We start from the raw sequence: 16375 nt of genomic DNA, 5'->3' as shown, positions 1-16375 counted from the left end.
GTGCCTCCTCCCCCGACCATCTGCGCCGACTCGCGGATCATGGGCGGGTGGCGGGCTCTGCGGACTCGGGCTCGAGGGCCTCGAGCTCGGCGATCTCGGCCTCGGACTCGGGAGTGCCGGGGATCTCGGTGCCGCGGATCGGCTTCCCGGCGGTCTCGATGACGAAGAAGAGCGCGACGAGGCCGACGAGCGAGCCGGCGATCATGTAGAACGCCGGCATCAGGTTGTTGCCGGTCGCGCCGATGAGCGCGTCGTTGACGTAGAGCGCGGTCCCGCCGAAGAGCGCGGTCGAGATGTTGTAGCCGATCGCCATGCCGCCGTACCTCACCGGCGCGGGGAACATCGCCGGGAACGTCGCACTGATGGTGGCCAGCTGCGCGACGTACACGATCCCCATGACGGCGAAGCCGATGACGGCCGGCCAGAAGCCCTGCGCGATGAGCAGGAACATCGGGACCGCGAGCACCGCCAGCCCGATGAACGACGCGCCCCACATCGGCTTGCGGCCGATGCGGTCGGAGAGCCCGCCGGCGAACGGGATGAAGAGCAGCATGCAGAGCTGGCCGAGGATCACCAGCAGGTCGGCATGGCCCGCGGAGAAGCCGGCCTCGTCGGTGAGGTAGGTCGGCATGTAGGTGAGCAGCGTGTAGTTCGCGATGTTGAGCGCGGCGACGAGGCCCATGAGGAGCAGGATCGGCCTCCAGAAGCTGCCGACCAGGTCCTTGAGCGCGCTGCCCGCACCCTCCTCGACGCTGTCGGCCTCCTCCAGCTCGGTGAAGACCGGGCTCTCCTCGAGCCGGGTGCGGACATACATCCCCACCAGCCCGATCGGACCGCCGATGAGGAACGGCACCCGCCAGCCCCACGACGTCATGCCGTCGTCGCCGATGATCAGCCGGGTCAGCGTGACGACCGCGATCGCTGCCGTGAAGCCGCTGATCGTGCCGAACTCGAGGAAGCTGCCGAAGAACCCGCGCCGCTTGTCGGGGGCGTACTCCGCCATGTAGGTCGCGGCGCCGCCGTACTCCCCGCCGGTCGAGAAGCCCTGGACGACACGCAGGAGGACCAGCAGCACCACCGCCCAGACCCCGATGGTGTCGTACGTCGGCAGGCAGCCGACCAGGAAGGTCGACCCCGCCATCAGCACGATCGTCGTCGCGAGGACGCGCTGGCGACCGACCCGGTCACCCAGCGGGCCCCAGAACATCCCGCCGAGCGGACGGAGCACGAACGAGACGGCGAACACGAGCGCCGTACCGACGAACCCGGCGTGCGGGAAGAAGTTGTCGGTGATCTCGTTGGCCACATAGCCGTAGGCTCCGTAGTCGAACCACTCGGTGGCATTCCCGATCGCGGCGCCCGCGGTCGCGCGCTTGAGCAGCGGCCTCCGCTTCGCCGCTCCCGGGTCCGCTCCGCCACTCGTCGACGTCGGAACAGCAGGGGGCACGTTCTGCATCAGGTCACCTGCTCGAGATCGGTCGTCGGTACGACGACCGGCTCGAGCACCCGATCGACGTCGATCATCCGTCCCGCACCTGGGCGGGAAAACGCGAGCCGGTACCCGATCCGGCGGACCTCATGCGCCTCGCCGTCACTTTCCTCCCACGCCGACCGCGAGGACACTCGTGTCGGGGAGTGCCCTCCGTCACACCCCCTGTCGGCGATGGTTACCGATCAGTAATCTCCCTCACAAGCAACCGCCCGCCCCCTCAGTGACGCAGGAGCAGACGTGCAGCACATCCTCGACGCGATCCTCGCCGGTGACACCAGCACCGAGGACTTCGCGAACCTCGAGATCCCCGACCACTACCGCGCAGCGACCGTCCACAAGGACGAGGTCGACATGTTCGAGGGCATCGCCTCCAAGGAGAAGGACCCGCGCAAGTCCCTCCACGTCGAGGACGTCGCGCTCCCCGAGCTCGGCCCCGGCGAGGCGTACGTCGCCGTGATGGCCTCGGCGATCAACTACAACACGGTGTGGACCTCGATCTTCGAGCCCGTGCCGACCTTCGGCTTCCTGGAGCGATACGGCCGGCTCTCCGAGCTCACCAAGCGCCACGACCTGCCCTACCACGTGGTGGGCTCGGACCTGTCCGGTGTCGTCCTGGCGACCGGGGCGGGCGTGACGAAGTGGAAGGCCGGCGACCGGGTCGTGGCCCACTGCCTCTCGGTGGAGCTGGAGAGCCCCGACGGCCACAACGACACCATGCTCGACCCCGAGCAGCGGATCTGGGGCTTCGAGACCAACTTCGGCGGCCTGGCCGAGATCGCGCTGGTCAAGTCCAACCAGCTCATGCCCAAGCCGGAGCACCTCACCTGGGAGGAGGCGGCCTCGCCCGGACTGGTCAACTGCACCGCCTACCGCCAGCTGGTCTCCAAGAACGGCGGCGCGATGAAGCAGGGCGACAACGTGCTGATCTGGGGCGCCTCGGGCGGTCTGGGCGGCTTCGCGACGCAGTACGCCCTCAACGGTGGGGCCACCCCGGTCTGCGTGGTCTCCAACGAGGAGAAGGCCAACATCGTCCGCTCGATGGGCGCCGAGCTGGTCATCAACCGCTCCGAGGAGGACTACCGGTTCTGGAACGAGGACGGCACCGAGCAGAACCCCAAGGAGTGGCTGCGGTTCGGCAAGAGGATCCGCGAGCTGACCGGCGGCGAGGACATCGACATCGTCTTCGAGCACCCCGGCCGAGAGACCTTCGGCGCCTCGGTCTTCGTCACCCGCAAGGGCGGCACCATCACCACCTGCGCCTCCACCTCGGGCTACATGCATGAGTACGACAACCGCTACCTGTGGATGAACCTCAAGCGGATCATCTCCAGCCACTTCGCCAACTACCGCGAGTCCTGGGAGGCCAACCGCCTCATCGCCAAGGGCAAGATCCACCCCACCCTGTCCAAGACCTACCCCCTCGACGAGGTCGGCCAGGCCGCGCTCGACGTCCACAAGAACCTCCACCAGGGCAAGGTCGGCGTCCTCGCCCTCGCCCCCGAGGAGGGCCTCGGCGTCCTCGACGAGGAGCTGCGGGCCCAGCACCTCGACAAGATCAACCGCTTCCGCGGGGTCTAAGACGGGCGGGGCTGACCGGCACAGCCGGCAGGAGCACCACGACGGGGGTCGGCGCACGGGATACCGTGCACCGGCTCCCGTCGCCGTTGACCCGTCGTCGTTCACCCGTCGCTTCGACCCGGCCGAGTGCCACGCCGTCGCACCGCGGCGCGGGCGGGGAGGCGCCACAGGTCGCGCCCCGACTCCTGCGAGTCCACCCCAGCGGGGGCCTGGGTTGTGACACGCTTGGCCGCAAGGATGGGTGGAGCACGCGCAGCCGGCACGGCTGCCGGCACAGCACGGACCACGAACACGGAAGAGGGAACCGCCGACATGAGCAACCAGGGCCTGTCGATCTTCGACGACGATCCGAAGAAGCCGGCGTCGTCGGCCGACAACGAGCGCACACAGGTCCTCCCCCGCGTCCCGGCGCCGGGCGCGACGCAGTCGCCGCTCCCGATCGTGCGGCGCGGCGGCTACGACACGGCCGCCGTCGACGCACGCATCCAGGAGCTGACCGCGCAGGGCGCGTCGGCCGCGGCCGCGGCGAAGAGCGCCCAGCAACGGGCCAGCGAGCTCGAGAAGCAGGTCGCTGCGCTGCGCTCCGAGCTCGCCGAGAACAAGAACCCGACCTACGCCAGCCTCGGCGGCCGGGCCAGCGCGATGCTCCGCCTGGCTGAGGAGGAGGCGGCGGACGTCAAGGAGGCCGCCGAGAAGGAGGCCGCCGTCATCCGCGAGCAGGCCCAGCGCGAGGCCGCTGCCGCCAAGGCCGCGGCCCAGCGTGAGATCGAGGCGCTGCGCGAGTCCCACTACCGCGAGATGGACGACCACCGCACCACGGTGACCGCCGAGGCCGAGCAGACCCGCTCCCTCGCGCGCAGCGAGGCCGACGACCACGTCGCCTCCGCCAAGCGCGAGGCCGACCAGCTCCGCCTGGCCGCCACCCAGGAGGTCACCGAGCTGCGTACGGCGGCGCAGCGTGACGTCGAGAAGGCGCGCGCCGGCGCCGACCGCGAGGTCCAGGAGGCGCGCCGCATGCTCGCGGTCGAGAAGGAGCGTCTCGCCCGCGAGGCGGCCGACCACCACGAGGCCGCCATGACGGAGACCCGCCGGCTCGTGCAGGAGTCCGAGAGCCGTGCCGCGGCCGCGGAGGAGCGGGCCCGCGTCGCCGCCCAGCAGATCGCCGAGCAGCGTGCGACGGCCGAGCGCGAGGCCGACGGCCTGCTCGCCCGCGCGAAGCGGGACGCCGAGTCGCTGCTCGCCAAGGCCCGCGCGGAGGCCGACCACATCGCGTCCACCGCGACCGTCGAGGCCGAGCGTGCGCGCGCGGTCATCAACGCCGAGGTCCAGCGGCTGACCAAGCGCCGTGACGCCATCGCCGTCCAGCTCTCCTCGCTCACCGACCTGGTGGCAGGGTTCGGCAAGGACGACGACGAGCCGGAGGCCGACGCCGAGGCGCCGGGCGACGACGCGCCGTCGGCGCAGCAGACCGGCCAGCCGACGAAGCCCGAGAAGACGGCGAAGCCGGACAACGCGGAGAACGACGAGTGAGCGACGCGGCCCCGGCCGAGCCGAGCGCCGACGCCGCGACCGGCGAGGAGGGCAACGAGGCCCTCGGCGCCGAGACCGACGAGGAGATGCTCGGCACCCCGGGGCCGCCGATCTCGCGGCGAGCGCCGTACATGATCGGCCTCCTCGGTGGCCTCGGGCTGCTGACCGCCTGGGCGCTGGGCAACATCGTCATGGCGATCAGCGGCGTGATCGTGCAGGTCGTCGTCGCGCTCTTCATCGCCGCGGGCATCAACCCGATGGTGGTGTTCCTCGAACGGCGCGGCATGAAGCGCCCGTACGCCGTCCTCACCGTCATCGTGATCGTCCTGGCCGCGCTCGCGCTCTTCGTGGTCGCCTTGGTGCCGGTGATCAGCGACCAGGTCGGCAAGATCAGCGACAACGTGCCGGAGTGGCTGGACAAGCTCGAGCACAACCGGAGGATCCAGGACCTCGACAACGAGTACCACGTGCTCGACAAGATCAAGGACTTCGTCACGGGCGGCGACTTCGTCAGCTCGCTCTTCGGCGGCGTGCTCGGCGTCGGCCTGGCCGTGCTCGGGCTGCTCGCGAACGCCTTCGTCATCACCGTGCTGACGCTCTACTTCATCGCCTCCTACGAGAAGACCAAGAAGGCGCTCTACAGCCTCGCCCCCGCCTCGCGCCGCGACCGGGTCACCAAGCTCGGCGAGCGCATCTTCGACGGCATCGGCGGCTATGTCTCGGGCGCGTTCATCGTGGCCTGCTGCGCCGGGCTCTCCTCGCTGGTCTTCCTCTTCGTCGTCGGCATGGGGCAGTACGCCGTCGCGCTCGCCTTCGTCGTGATGCTCACCGACGTCATCCCGATGATCGGCGCGACCATCGGGGCCGTCATCGTCTGCGCGATCTGCTTCGCCACCGATGTCAAGACCGGGATCATCGCGATCATCTTCTACATCGCCTACCAGCAGATCGAGAACTACGTGATCTACCCGCGCGTGATGTCGAAGTCGGTCGACGTGCCTGGTGTGGTCACGGTCATCGCGGCCCTCGTCGGGGCGTCGCTGCTCGGCGTCGTCGGCGCGCTGCTCGCGATCCCGACGGCCGCGGCGATCCTCATGCTGATCAGAGAGGTGCTCGTCCGCGCCCAGGACGAACGCTAGCGGCGCCCGAGCGTCGGTCAGGCGTCCCGCTCCCCGAGCTTCACCGTGACCACCCCGGCGAGGACGAGCAGGCCGCCGACGAGCTGGACCGCGTGCGGCAGCTGGTCGAGCAGGAGCCAGGCGAAGAGCACCCCTGCGACGACCTCGACGAGGGCGACGAAGGACGCCAGCCGCGCGCCGAGCAGCCGGCCCGCGACGACGCCGGTCGTGTAGGCGAGCGCCGCCGTGACCACGCCGAGCAGCACCACCGGCACCCACCACGGCGTACGCCCGCCGGCGAGTGCCACCGCTCCCCCACTGGCGTGCAGCGGCATGAGCCCGGCGACCCCGAGGAGGGCGAGGACGACCGCCCCGACGACCAGCCCGAGCCAGGCCAGCGCCAAGGGCGGCAGACCGATGGAGGCGTCGGCGTTGATCAGGAAGTACGACGCCCCGCCGACCATCGCGGCGAGCGCCCACAGGACGCCGACCGCGTCCGGCGACACCCCGCCGACGAGATCGAGCACCAGCAACAGGCCGGCGACCGACAGTGCGGCACCGACCAGCGTCAGGCGTCCCGGGCGGTGGCCGTGGCGCAGCCAGAGCCAGGCGAGGATGAGGAGCGGCGAGGTGTACTCGATGAGCAGGGCCAGCCCCACGTCGAGGCGCTGCACCGCCGAGAAGTAGCAGAACTGGCAGACGGCGACTGCGAGCACGCCGTAGAGCACCACCAGCCGCAGGCTGCGGCGTACGACGCCGGCCCGGCCACGCAGCGAGCGCAGCCCGAGCGGAGTGAGGACCAGCGCGGCGAGACCGACCCGGACCAGCACCAGCGCTCCGGGGCTCCACCCGGTGGCGAGCAGGCCGCTCGCCAGCGGACCGGAGAGCCCGAAGCTGGCGGCGGAGACCAGCGCGACCAGCAGGCCGGAGCCGGCCCGCGTCGCCGGGGTGGCCACGACCAGGCGGTCGTCATTGGTCATTGCGCTCATGGCAAGTGACGCTAGGAAGCCGGACTGTAATGTGTCAACGTGATTTTCGCTCATGACACCGTGCTGTCGCTGCAAGCGGCGGTCGCGCTCGTCAACTCCGCCTCGGCGCCGGAGACGCTGACCACGGTGGCCGAGCTCGACGCGTTCTTCGACCGGTTCGACTACACCGGCCGACACGACCGCACCCGCACGGAGCTCGAGGAGGTGCGCGCGCTCCGCCCGGGGTTGAGGGACCTGATGACGAGCGACCGCGACACGGCGGCGGAGCTGGTCAACGACGTCCTGGCGAAGGCACAGGCGGTCCCGCGGCTGATCCGCCATGCGGCGTACGACTGGCACGTCCACGCCGTCGGCCCCGACGAGCCGCTCGCCACCCGGATCGCCGTCGAGACCGCGATGGCGATGATCGACGTCATCCGCGAGGACGAGATGTCCCGGCTCGGGCTCTGCGCCGACGACGAGTGCGACGGCGTGGTGCTCGACCTGTCCCGCAACCGGTCGAAGCGCTACTGCTCCACCGCCTGCACCAACCGCAACGCGGTGGCGGCCTACCGCGCGCGGCAGTCGCAGGCCTAGGCTCCGTCCGGCCGCGGCCCGCTCAGCGGGTCAGCGCGATCAGCCGACCCGGCAGCGCGACCTGCGGCGGAGCATGCAGCACGGCGTTGACCCCGTCGACCGCCCATGGCAGCACGTCGGCTGTGGTCAGCTCGTGCTGGGTGCCGTCCGGCGCCGCGATGCTCGGACAGCTCAGGTCCACGACGTAGTCACGGAAGGCGGCGTCGGGGGCCCAGCCCTGGGTGAGGTGGAGCAACGCCCACTCCCCTCCGCGTGCGCCGTAGCAGCTGAACTCACCCAGCGGCTTCGCCGCCACGACGGCGTCGGCGAGCTCCTTGGCCGCACCCGCGGGCAGCGACTCCGCGTAGAGGAGGTCGTAGTGCGCCGCGCTCTCGTCCGCGGCGTACGCGCAGACGAGCATGGAGCCGGGGGCGAACGTGCCGTCCTCGGCGCTCCCGCCCGGCGTCGGCGGCGCTGCGAGACGTGTGTCGCACCCCGTGCTCGTGGGATGCGCTGAGCGCAGGATCGCCGCACGCAGGTCGGCGTCGTCGCCGGCGACCGTCACCGTGACGCCCGCGACCATCCGGGTCTCCTGCACCCATCCGCCGCCGAGGTCGACCCGCCCGGGCGCGAGGCTCGCGCCGAGCCAGACGTACGGCGTCGTGGGTGTCGGCTGCGTCCCCTGGCTCCGCTGGGAGCAGTGCCGGACCTGGGCGACGGGTCGGCCGACGTACCCGGGCACGGTCTCGCCGGAGACGAGCCGATGACCGTCCGAGCCGAGGCGAGGGCCGACGCCGCACGCCGGCGGCGCACCGCCCCAGCCCCAGCTCACGGGCACGTAGACCTCGACCGAGTGCCAGCTCTCGAGCCGATAGCCGCCGGGGATCTCCGGCGCCGTGGGCACGTCGGTCGCGGTCGTCGCCGGACCGAGGGGCCTCGACCGGTCGGCGCCGTGGGTGACCGCCAGCGCGGCCACGACGAGTGCCACGACCGCCGCGGTCGCGGCACCGGCGGCGAGGAGCGACCGGCGCCGGCGGCGTACGACGGCGGCGCGGGCGCGCTCGGCGACCGGGACGGTCACGTCCACCTCCGTGGACAGCTGCCGCAGGCCGTCGCGGAGGAACTCGGCGAACCGCTGCTCGTCCTGCTGCTCAGTCATCGCCCAGCTCCTTCCGCATCGCCACGAGGGCGCGGTGGACGTGCGAGCGCACGGTCGCCTCCGCGCAGCCGAGCAGCGCAGCGATCTCGGCGTCGTCACGCTCCTCGTAGAACCGCAGCACCACCGCCGCCCGCTGCGCGCGCGAGAGCCCCGCCAGCGAGCGTCGTACGACGTCGGCCCGGTCGCTCGCCTCCATCGGATCGCTCGCCGCGCCGGTCGGGTCGGCCTCGCTGCCGCGCACCTCCGCCACCGGCACCTCGCGGCGCCGGCCACGACGCCACAGCGACACATGCGCGTTGGCGATCATCCGCCGGACGTAGGCATCGGGGTCCTCGGTCCGCGCCACTCGGTCCCAGCGGACGTAGGCCCGCTCGAGCGCCGCCTGGACCGCATCCTCCGCCTCGGCCCGACTGCCGGTCACCAGCACGGCGAACCGCAGCAGCGCCGGCACGCGCGCCGCCGTCCACGCCTCGAAGGTCGGCACCCCCGACACTCGTTCGCCCACCAGCACCTCCATGCCCTACTCACGCTGGTGGACGCGCGCCTGTTGCAGTCACGCGCGGCCCGTGCGGTCGCGGGTCACGCCAGGAACCGGCGCAGCACCTCCACGAAGATCTGCGGCTGCTCGGAGTGCACCCAGTGTCCGGCGCCCTTGATCGTCACGAGCCGCTTCCGCGGAAACCAGCGCGTCATCGCGGCGTCGTACTCCGGCTTGACGTAGCCGGAGTCCTGCCCGGCGATCCACAGGACCGGCCCGTCGTACGCCGCCACCCCGGTCAGCCGGTCCTCCGGCCAGGAGGCCAGGTCGCCGAGGCTGTCGCCGAGGACGTCGAGGTTCATCTGCCAGCGCCATCCGTTCGCGCCCCCGGAGTCCCGGTCGCGACGGAGGTTCTGCAGCAGGAACCCCCGCACGCCCGGGTCCGGCACCGCCTCGGCGAGCCGGTCGTCGGCCTCCTGACGGCCGGAGAGCGTGCTGAGATCGAGCGACCGCATGGCCGCGACGAACCCCTCGAAGACGTCGGTGCGGTGATAGGTCACCGGTGACATGTCGACGACGCAGAGCCGCTCGACGAGATCGGGCCGACGCAGCGCGAGGAGCATCGCGACCTTGCCGCCCATCGAGTGGCCGACGAGCGCGGCCGGTCCCTCCGCGTCCAGCAGCCCCGCCACCTCGTCGGCCATGGCGACGTAGTCGAACCGCTCGTGCCACGGCGAGCGGCCGTGGTTCGGCAGGTCCACCAGCACCGTGCGGTGCGCGTCAGCCAGCGCCTTGGCGATCTGCGTCCAGTTGCGTCCCTGGCCGAACAGGCCGTGGCAGAAGACGACCCGCGAGCCGGCCTCCCCGTAGCGCGCGACGTGCAGGTCGGTCCCCGTGGTGCTCACGGGGCAACCCTAGGGCGCCACCCCTCCTCTCCCGCGAGCGGCCGCGGTGAGCCGGGCGCCGACCGCCGCGACGCGGTCGCGCAGCTGCGGCGGCGCGAGGACCTCGAAGTCGAGGCCGATCAGGCCGAGGTGGAACGCCAGCCCGTCGAGGTCCGAACCGCCTGTCTCGAGCACGCAGCCCGGCGCATCCTCGGGCCCGTCCGGGGTGACCGCCCCCACCCATGCCGGCACCCGCTCGCGCACGACCGCCGCTGGGGCGTGGAAGCGCACCCGCGCGTCGACGGCGTACGGCGACCGGCTGATCGAGCGCTGGACGTAGTCCGCCGGGTCCGGATGGTCACGCGGACGATAGCGGAACGTGGACGTCCTCAGGTCACGGAGCCGGTCCAGCCGGAAGGTGCGCCAGTCGTCCCGGTCGAGGTCGAACGCCATGAGATACCACCTCCGGCCCGTCGCGACGAGGGCGTAGGGCTCGGCACGCCGCACCGAGGCGACGCCGTCGCGAGCGTCGTAGCCGAACTCGACGCGGAGCCGGTCCCGGCTGGCCCGGGCGAGCTGCAGGAGAGCATCGGCGTCGACCTCGATGCGGGTGCCCTCCAGCGTCGCGATCGCGTCGTGGAGCGCCCGCACCTCGGCCCGCAGCCGGGCCGGCAGCACCTGGTCGAGCTTGGCGAGCGTGCGCACCGCCGCCTCGCTGGCGCCGGCGACCGTGCCACCGGCGGCCAGCCGGAGCGAGACCGCGGTGGCGATCGCCTCCTCGTCGTCGAGCAGCAGCGGCGGCAGCGCCTTGCCGGCACCGAGCTGGTAGCCACCTCCGACGCCCTGCGCGGCGTTGACCGGATAGCCCAACGCGCGCAGCCGACCGACGTCGCGCCGGATGCTCCGCGTCGTCACGCCGAGCCGCTCGGCGAGCTCGGGTCCTGTCCACACCGGCCGCTGCTGGAGCAGCGCGAGCAGTCGCAGGACGCGCTCCGTCGTCGACTCCGGTGGTCGGGCCTGTCCCATGGCACCACTGTGACAGAGGTAGCGGACCGGCGCTGTCCGCTTTCGGGGCGACACTGGTCTCAGCCAGACAACCGGGGTCCACCCCTCACCCACCGAGGAGCACGCAGATGCCCGCTCACGCCCCCGTCGTGCCCGACGAGCGCTCCGCACTCGCCGGCTTCCTGCGCCAGCAGCAGGACGCCTTCCGCAACGCCACCTACGGCCTGACCGACGACCAGGCCGGCACCCGCTCGACCGTCAGCGAGCTGCGCATCGGCACGCTGATCAAGCACGTCACCAGCACTCAGGCCAGCTGGCTCGACAGCGCCCTCGCCGCACCCGGCCGCGTCGACCCGGCAGCCAAGGAGGCCCGCCAGGCCGGCTGGCTGACCGACTTCACCTGGCAGGAGTCCGACACGCTGGCAGCCGTGCTGGCGTCGTACGACGAGGTGTGCGACCGCGTCCTCGACGCGGTCCGCGCCCTCGATCTGGACACGCCGGTGCCGGTCCCCGAGGCGCCGTGGTTCCCGAAGGACGTCGAGGCCTGGTCGGTGCGCTGGGTGTGGTTCCACCTGCTCGAGGAGCTCGCCCGCCACGCCGGCCATGCCGACATCGTCCGCGAGGGCCTCGACGGCGCGACGATGTATGAGCTGCTCGCCGGGCGCGAGGGCTGGCCGGAGACGCCGTGGCTCACGCCCTGGCGCCCGCCCGTCGAGGTCTGAGATCCGGAGCGGGGCCGCGTTGGCCGAGCCCTTAGTCTCGGGCGTTCTCCTCGAGCCAGCGCTCGACCCGCGGGTCGGGCACGAGCCACCACAGCGCGACGACGACGAACGGCACGACCGACCAGCGCGGCGCCACGAACGCGATCGCGATGCCGACGAGATAGAACACCATCGAGCCCCAGCCCTTGAGGTTGCTGCCGAGAGCCTGGGCGAGCTTCTCGCCACCGGGCAGGCGCTTGACCGCCACCTGCATGAGGAAGAAGGCCACCGCTGCGCCGAGCAGATTGGCGCCGTAGAGGATCGCGGGGTCGCGGGCGAGGTGCTGCTCGTCGAGCCAGCTCGTCGAGAGCGGGAAGAGCGAGAGCCAGAACAGCAGGTGCAGGTTGGCCCACAGCACCACGCCGTCGACGTGGTCGACCACCTGGAAGAGATGGTGGTGGTTGTTCCAGTAGATGCCGACGTAGATGAAGCTCAGCGCATAGGTCAGCAGGCTCAGCCCGGTCTCGTGGAAGAGGGCGTCGAACGTCTTCTGCTCCGGCAGGCGAAGCTCGAGCACCATGATCGTGATGATGATGGCGAGCACGCCGTCGCTGAACGCCTCCAGGCGCGATGACGACACGTGGAGCCCTCGGACGCGGCCCGCTCAGCCGGCGCTCGGGACGGTGCCACCGCCCCAGAGCCCGAGCTGACGCTTCGTCTGGAAGTACCAGTTGAAGATCCGGCGGAAGACGTCGGCGTCCTCGCGTTCCCAGTTGCGCATCAGCTCACAGCCGAAGGCGATCGCGGTGACCGGCTGCGCGCCTGCCGCGATCATCCGGTCGAAGGCCCGGTCGTGCGTCACCTTGCTCGTGCCGCCCACCGCGTCGGCCACCGGGTAGACCTCGTAGCCCTCGGCCAGCATGTCGAGGGTCGGGAAGGAGAGGCAGACCTCCGTCCACAGCCCCGCCATGACGACCTTCTTGCGGCCCGTCGCCTCGATCGCGGCCTTGAAGTCGGCGTCCTCCCACGCGTTGACGCCGGTCCGGTCGATCTGTGTCACGCCCGGCAGCTCGTTCATGATCTCCGGCACGGTCGGCTCGTTGACGCCCATGTCGACCGCCACGGTCGAGACGACGATCGGCACGTCATAGGCGACAGCGAGCTTCGCGAGCGTCACCACGCCGAGGTCGATCTCGGCACGCGACGAGGAGGTGACGGTGGCGTACTGCCCCGGCTGGAAGTCGATGAGAGCGATCACGCAGTTCTGCGGCGTGAGGAGGTGGTCGCTCTGCGGATCGCGGATCGGTTCGGGCGCGACTTTCGGCATGGCGCGACTCTACGGCACCCCCGCGCTCCGCGCCCCGGACCGACACGTGGCCGCGGACGCGGGGGATGCGGACGTGCGGGTCCGCTACGCGTGCGCCGGCTGCGGAGCGTCCGAGCCGCTGGCGTCTCCCGGATCGTCACGGTCCTCGGCGGTCAGCGGCTGGGCGATGCTCTCGAGCGAGCGCCCTTCAGCCCGGATGCCGAGGAACGCCTCGGTCACCCCGCCCGCGACCATGAGGGCCGCTCCCACGAAATAGCCGACCGCGATGCCGGTGACGTCCTTGGCCTCCGACGCCTGGTCGATGAGCCAGCCGAAGAAGAGCGGACCCGAGATGCCACCCGCCGCGGTCCCGATCGAGTAGAAGAACGCGATGCACAGCGCCCGGGTCTCCATGGGGAACACCTCGCTCGCGGTCAGGTAGGCCGAGCTCGCGCCCGCCGAGGCGATGAAGAAGACGATCGCGCCCATCAGCGTGAGGGTCACCGCGGACAGCCCGCCGAGGATCAGCCCGGTCACGGCGAGCAGCACGCCGGAGACGACGTACGTCCCCGTGATCATGCGGACCCGCCCGACCCGGTCGAAGAGCGGGCTGAGCAGGAGCGCTCCCGCGAAGTTCGAGGCGGCGAAGACGGCCAGGTACCACCCCGTCTGCTTCACCCCGAAGAAGCTCGAGAGCGTGTCGCCGTAGGTGAAGAAGAATGCGTTGTAGAGGAACGCCTGGCCGACGAAGAGCGCGAAGCAGAGCACCGTCCGCCTCGGGTAGAGCGTGAACACCGTCCGCGCGATGGTCGCGAAGCCGATCGAGCGACGCTGCCGGATGGTGATCTCCTCGTCCTCCCCCGGTTCGGGGAGCCGCTCCCCCGCCTCCTCGCCGACCCGGCGCTCGATGTCGTCGACGATCCGCTCCGCGTCGTGCTCGCGGCCGTGGATGAAGAGCCAGCGGGGTGACTCCGGGACGTTGCGGCGGACGAGCAGGATGCCGAGTGCGAGGACCGCGCCGAGCCCGAAGGCGACCCGCCAGCCCCAGGAGGCGGAGACGACCGAGGGGTTCAGCAGCGGGATCGTGAGCAGCGAGCCGATCGCCGCCCCGACCCAGTACGAGCCGTTGATCGCCACGTCCACCCGGCCACGGTGTGCCTTGGGGATCAGCTCGTCGATCGCCGAGTTGACCGCGGCGTACTCCCCGCCGATGCCGGTCCCGGTGAGGAAGCGAGCGGCGAAATACCACCACGGCGCCATGGAGAACGCCGTCAGCACGGTCGCCACCGTGTAGACGCCGAGCGTGAGCAGGAAGAGTCGCTTGCGGCCGAACCGGTCGGTCAGCTGACCGAACACCAGCGCACCGACACAGCTCCCGGCGACGTACGCCGCCCCGGCGAAGCCGACGTCCCAGCTGCTCATCCCCAGCCCGGTGTCGTGCGGCCGCAGCGCGTCGGACATCGAGCCGACGATCGTGACCTCGAGCCCGTCGAGGATCCACACCGTCCCGAGACCGACGACCACGAGCCAATGCCACCGCGACCACGGCAGCCGGTCGAGCCTCGCCGGGATCCTCGTCGTGATGCGGCCCGTCTCGACGCTGCTCATGGACGAGAGGTACCCGACCGGGCCTCCCGCGGAAACGGCTGTCGACCGGCGGTCGACCCGCGGTCAGCGCGCGCTGTAGTCGCGGAAGCCGCGTCCGGTCTTGCGGCCGAGGTAGCCCGCCGTGACGAGGTGCTCGAGCAGCGGCGCCGGCGCGAATCCCGGCTCGCGGAACTCGTTGTAGAGCTCCCGCTCGATCGCCAGCGACACATCGTTGCCGACCACGTCGAGCAGCTCGAACGGCCCCATCGGCAGGGCGCAGCCCAGCTTCATCGCGGTGTCGATGTCGTCGGCCGTGGCGTAGTGGGCCTGCAGCATCTTCACGGCGTCGTTGAGGTAGGGGAAGAGCAGCGCGTTGACGATGAAGCCGGCCCGGTCGCCACAGGAGACGGCGTGCTTCCCGATCCGCGTGCAGAGCGCGCGGACGGTCTCGGCGACGTCCTCCGAGGTCGACACCGTCGACACGACCTCGACGAGCCTCATCACCGGCGCGGGGTTGAAGAAGTGCATGCCGACGACGTCCTGCGGACGCTTCGTGACCTTGGCGAGGCTGATCACCGGCAGCGACGAGGTGGTGGTGGCCAGGATCGCTCCGACCTTGCAGATCTCGTCGAGGTTCTCGAAGAGCGCGGTCTTCGGGCCGATCTCCTCCGCGATCGCCTCCACGACGAGGTCGACGGACGCGAGGTCGTCCAGCCTGGTCGTGCCGGTGAGGCGAGCGAGGATCGCGGGCTTCTCCGACTCCTCCAGCTTGCCGCGCTGGATCGCCTTGTCGAGCGACTTGGTGACGGTCGCCGTGACCGCGTCGACCTTGGCCTGGGAGCGACCGACGAAGGTGACGGCGTACCCCGCCTTCGCGAAGACCTCGACGATGCCGGTCGCCATCGTGCCGGTGCCCACGACGCCGACGGTCGCGATGTCGCGCCGGAGGCCGGGCGCCGCGTCGGCGCTCGGCGTGAGCGCATCGTCGACGACGACCGGGCTGTCCGGGCCTTCGTAGGTGTAGAACCCGCGTCCGGTCTTCCGGCCGAGCATGCCCGCGGTGACCATCTGCTTCAGGATCGGCGCCGGCGCGTGCAGGCGGTCGCGGCCCTGGCGGTACATCGTGTCGAGGATCTCGTACGCCGTGTCCAGCCCGATCAGGTCGAGGAGCGCCAGCGGACCCATGGGATAGCCGCAGCCCAGGCGCATGGCGGCGTCGATGTCCTCGCGGGTCGCGTAGTGACCCTCGAACATCGCGACGGCGTGGTTGAGGTAGCCGAACAGCAGGGTGTTGGCGATGAAGCCGGCCCGGTCCCCGCAGACGACCGGGCTCTTGCCCAGCTTCTCGACGAGCGCACGGGCGTCGTCGAGCACCTCCGGCTCGGTCACCACCGTGCGCACGACCTCGACGAACGCCTGGACCGGCGCCGGGTTGAAGAAGTGGACGCCGACGACGCGACCCGGGTGCTTGCTGGCCGTGGAGATCTCCGTGACCGACAGCGACGACGTGTTGGTCGCGAGGATGGCGTCGGGCGACACGATGTCGTCGAGCGTCGAGACGATCGACTTCTTGACGTCGAGCGACTCGACCACGGCCTCGACCACGAAGTCGGCGTCCTTGAGTGCGGTCGGGTCGGTCGCGAAGGAGATCCGTCCGAGGAGCGCGTCCTGGTCGTCAGTCGAGAGCTTGCCGCGCTTCACTGCCCGGTCGGTCGAGTGCTGCAGGTGAGCGCGCCCGCGCTCCACCGCCTCGTCGTTCTGCTCGACCCCGACGACGTTGAACCCGTTGCGGGCGAAGACCTCGGCGATACCGGCACCCATGGTGCCCAGGCCCACGACCCCGATGGTGGAGAAGGTGCGCTCACTCATGGAGGGCACTATGCCACCGGCGAAGACCGTCGTGCGCCGCGGCTACCCGGAGGTAGCCGCGGCGCACGACCTCGGGACCGTTCCCTCGGCGGTGGTCCTTGAGGTGTCCTCGATCCGGTCCTTG

The 16375-nt window shown here is 71.2% G+C and carries 15 protein-coding genes; 5 read left to right on the top strand and 10 right to left on the bottom strand.

Going from position 1 to position 16375, the window contains the following annotated elements:
- Positions 1–37: 37 nt before the first annotated feature.
- Positions 38–1456, bottom strand: coding sequence for an MFS transporter (locus AB3X52_RS15375; RefSeq protein WP_367994977.1), 1419 nt, complete (start codon positions 1454–1456; stop codon positions 38–40).
- Positions 1457–1729: 273 nt separating this feature from the next.
- Here AB3X52_RS15375 and ccrA point away from each other — a divergent pair, with 273 nt between their 5' ends.
- The 3 genes from ccrA (at position 1730) to AB3X52_RS15360 (ending at position 5739) form a co-directional block, all read left to right on the top strand.
- A complete protein-coding gene (gene ccrA, locus AB3X52_RS15370; protein WP_367994976.1) occupies positions 1730–3070 on the top strand; it encodes a crotonyl-CoA carboxylase/reductase in 1341 nt (446 codons plus the stop codon).
- Between the two features lie 312 nt (positions 3071–3382).
- On the top strand, positions 3383–4600 hold the full coding sequence (locus AB3X52_RS15365) for a coiled-coil domain-containing protein (RefSeq protein WP_367994975.1): 1218 nt from the start codon (positions 3383–3385) through the stop codon (positions 4598–4600).
- On the top strand, positions 4597–5739 hold the full coding sequence (locus AB3X52_RS15360; protein ID WP_367994974.1) for an AI-2E family transporter: 1143 nt from the start codon (positions 4597–4599) through the stop codon (positions 5737–5739). The genes AB3X52_RS15365 and AB3X52_RS15360 overlap by 4 nt, the downstream gene beginning before the upstream one ends.
- A gap of 17 nt (positions 5740–5756) precedes the next feature.
- Here AB3X52_RS15360 and AB3X52_RS15355 read toward each other — a convergent pair whose 3' ends face one another.
- Positions 5757–6707, bottom strand: coding sequence for an EamA family transporter (locus AB3X52_RS15355; protein ID WP_367994973.1), 951 nt, complete (start codon positions 6705–6707; stop codon positions 5757–5759).
- A 39-nt stretch (positions 6708–6746) separates the two neighbouring features.
- Here AB3X52_RS15355 and AB3X52_RS15350 point away from each other — a divergent pair, with 39 nt between their 5' ends.
- Positions 6747–7283: a CGNR zinc finger domain-containing protein gene (locus tag AB3X52_RS15350; protein ID WP_367994972.1), complete on the top strand. Its 537-nt coding sequence runs from the start codon at positions 6747–6749 to the stop codon at positions 7281–7283.
- Positions 7284–7305: 22 nt separating this feature from the next.
- On the opposite strand, the gene AB3X52_RS15345 is transcribed toward AB3X52_RS15350, so the two are convergent.
- From AB3X52_RS15345 to AB3X52_RS15330, 4 genes are all read right to left on the bottom strand, one after another.
- Positions 7306–8421: a hypothetical protein gene (locus AB3X52_RS15345; protein WP_367994971.1), complete on the bottom strand. Its 1116-nt coding sequence runs from the start codon at positions 8419–8421 to the stop codon at positions 7306–7308.
- Positions 8414–8926, bottom strand: coding sequence for a SigE family RNA polymerase sigma factor (locus AB3X52_RS15340; RefSeq protein WP_367994970.1), 513 nt, complete (start codon positions 8924–8926; stop codon positions 8414–8416). The genes AB3X52_RS15345 and AB3X52_RS15340 overlap by 8 nt, the downstream gene beginning before the upstream one ends.
- Positions 8927–9000: 74 nt before the next feature.
- A complete protein-coding gene (locus AB3X52_RS15335; protein WP_367994969.1) occupies positions 9001–9804 on the bottom strand; it encodes an alpha/beta fold hydrolase in 804 nt (267 codons plus the stop codon).
- Positions 9805–9813: 9 nt separating this feature from the next.
- The gene (locus AB3X52_RS15330) at positions 9814–10809 is read right to left on the bottom strand and encodes a helix-turn-helix transcriptional regulator (RefSeq protein ID WP_367994968.1); all 996 of its coding nucleotides are present in this window, start codon (positions 10807–10809) and stop codon (positions 9814–9816) included.
- A 107-nt stretch (positions 10810–10916) separates the two neighbouring features.
- On the opposite strand from AB3X52_RS15330, the gene AB3X52_RS15325 reads away from it, so the two are divergent.
- Positions 10917–11510, top strand: a complete 594-nt coding sequence (locus tag AB3X52_RS15325; RefSeq protein ID WP_367994967.1) for a DinB family protein — start codon at positions 10917–10919, stop codon at positions 11508–11510.
- A gap of 31 nt (positions 11511–11541) precedes the next feature.
- Here AB3X52_RS15325 and AB3X52_RS15320 read toward each other — a convergent pair whose 3' ends face one another.
- The 4 genes from AB3X52_RS15320 to AB3X52_RS15305 all read right to left on the bottom strand — a co-directional run bounded on the left by AB3X52_RS15320 (position 11542) and on the right by AB3X52_RS15305 (position 16251).
- The gene (locus AB3X52_RS15320) at positions 11542–12129 is read right to left on the bottom strand and encodes a TMEM175 family protein (protein ID WP_367994966.1); all 588 of its coding nucleotides are present in this window, start codon (positions 12127–12129) and stop codon (positions 11542–11544) included.
- Between the two features lie 24 nt (positions 12130–12153).
- On the bottom strand, positions 12154–12816 hold the full coding sequence (locus AB3X52_RS15315; RefSeq protein ID WP_367994965.1) for a hydrolase: 663 nt from the start codon (positions 12814–12816) through the stop codon (positions 12154–12156).
- Positions 12817–12900: 84 nt separating this feature from the next.
- Positions 12901–14403, bottom strand: a complete 1503-nt coding sequence (locus tag AB3X52_RS15310) for an MFS transporter (RefSeq protein WP_367994964.1) — start codon at positions 14401–14403, stop codon at positions 12901–12903.
- A 63-nt stretch (positions 14404–14466) separates the two neighbouring features.
- Positions 14467–16251, bottom strand: a complete 1785-nt coding sequence (locus AB3X52_RS15305) for a 3-hydroxyacyl-CoA dehydrogenase family protein (protein WP_367994963.1) — start codon at positions 16249–16251, stop codon at positions 14467–14469.
- Between the last annotated feature and the right edge of the window lie 124 nt (positions 16252–16375).

Origin of the sequence: Nocardioides eburneus (assembly GCF_040838215.1) — a bacterium.
GTDB lineage: Bacteria > Actinomycetota > Actinomycetes > Propionibacteriales > Nocardioidaceae > Nocardioides > Nocardioides eburneus.
This window is presented reverse-complemented; position numbering and strand designations above follow the sequence as displayed.

Excerpts from the sequence above, each read along its gene's own strand:
- AB3X52_RS15375 (WP_367994977.1), bottom strand. The coding sequence starts at position 1,456 with ATGCAGAACGTGCCCCCTGCTGTTCCGACGTCGACGAGTGGCGGAGCG.
- AB3X52_RS15365 (WP_367994975.1), top strand. The coding sequence starts at position 3,383 with ATGAGCAACCAGGGCCTGTCGATCTTCGACGACGATCCGAAGAAGCCG.
- AB3X52_RS15355 (WP_367994973.1), bottom strand. The coding sequence starts at position 6,707 with ATGAGCGCAATGACCAATGACGACCGCCTGGTCGTGGCCACCCCGGCG.
- AB3X52_RS15345 (WP_367994971.1), bottom strand. The coding sequence starts at position 8,421 with ATGACTGAGCAGCAGGACGAGCAGCGGTTCGCCGAGTTCCTCCGCGAC.
- AB3X52_RS15330 (WP_367994968.1), bottom strand. The coding sequence starts at position 10,809 with ATGGGACAGGCCCGACCACCGGAGTCGACGACGGAGCGCGTCCTGCGA.
- AB3X52_RS15325 (WP_367994967.1), top strand. The coding sequence starts at position 10,917 with ATGCCCGCTCACGCCCCCGTCGTGCCCGACGAGCGCTCCGCACTCGCC.
- AB3X52_RS15315 (WP_367994965.1), bottom strand. The coding sequence starts at position 12,816 with ATGCCGAAAGTCGCGCCCGAACCGATCCGCGATCCGCAGAGCGACCAC.
- AB3X52_RS15310 (WP_367994964.1), bottom strand. The coding sequence starts at position 14,403 with ATGAGCAGCGTCGAGACGGGCCGCATCACGACGAGGATCCCGGCGAGG.
- AB3X52_RS15305 (WP_367994963.1), bottom strand. The coding sequence starts at position 16,251 with ATGAGTGAGCGCACCTTCTCCACCATCGGGGTCGTGGGCCTGGGCACC.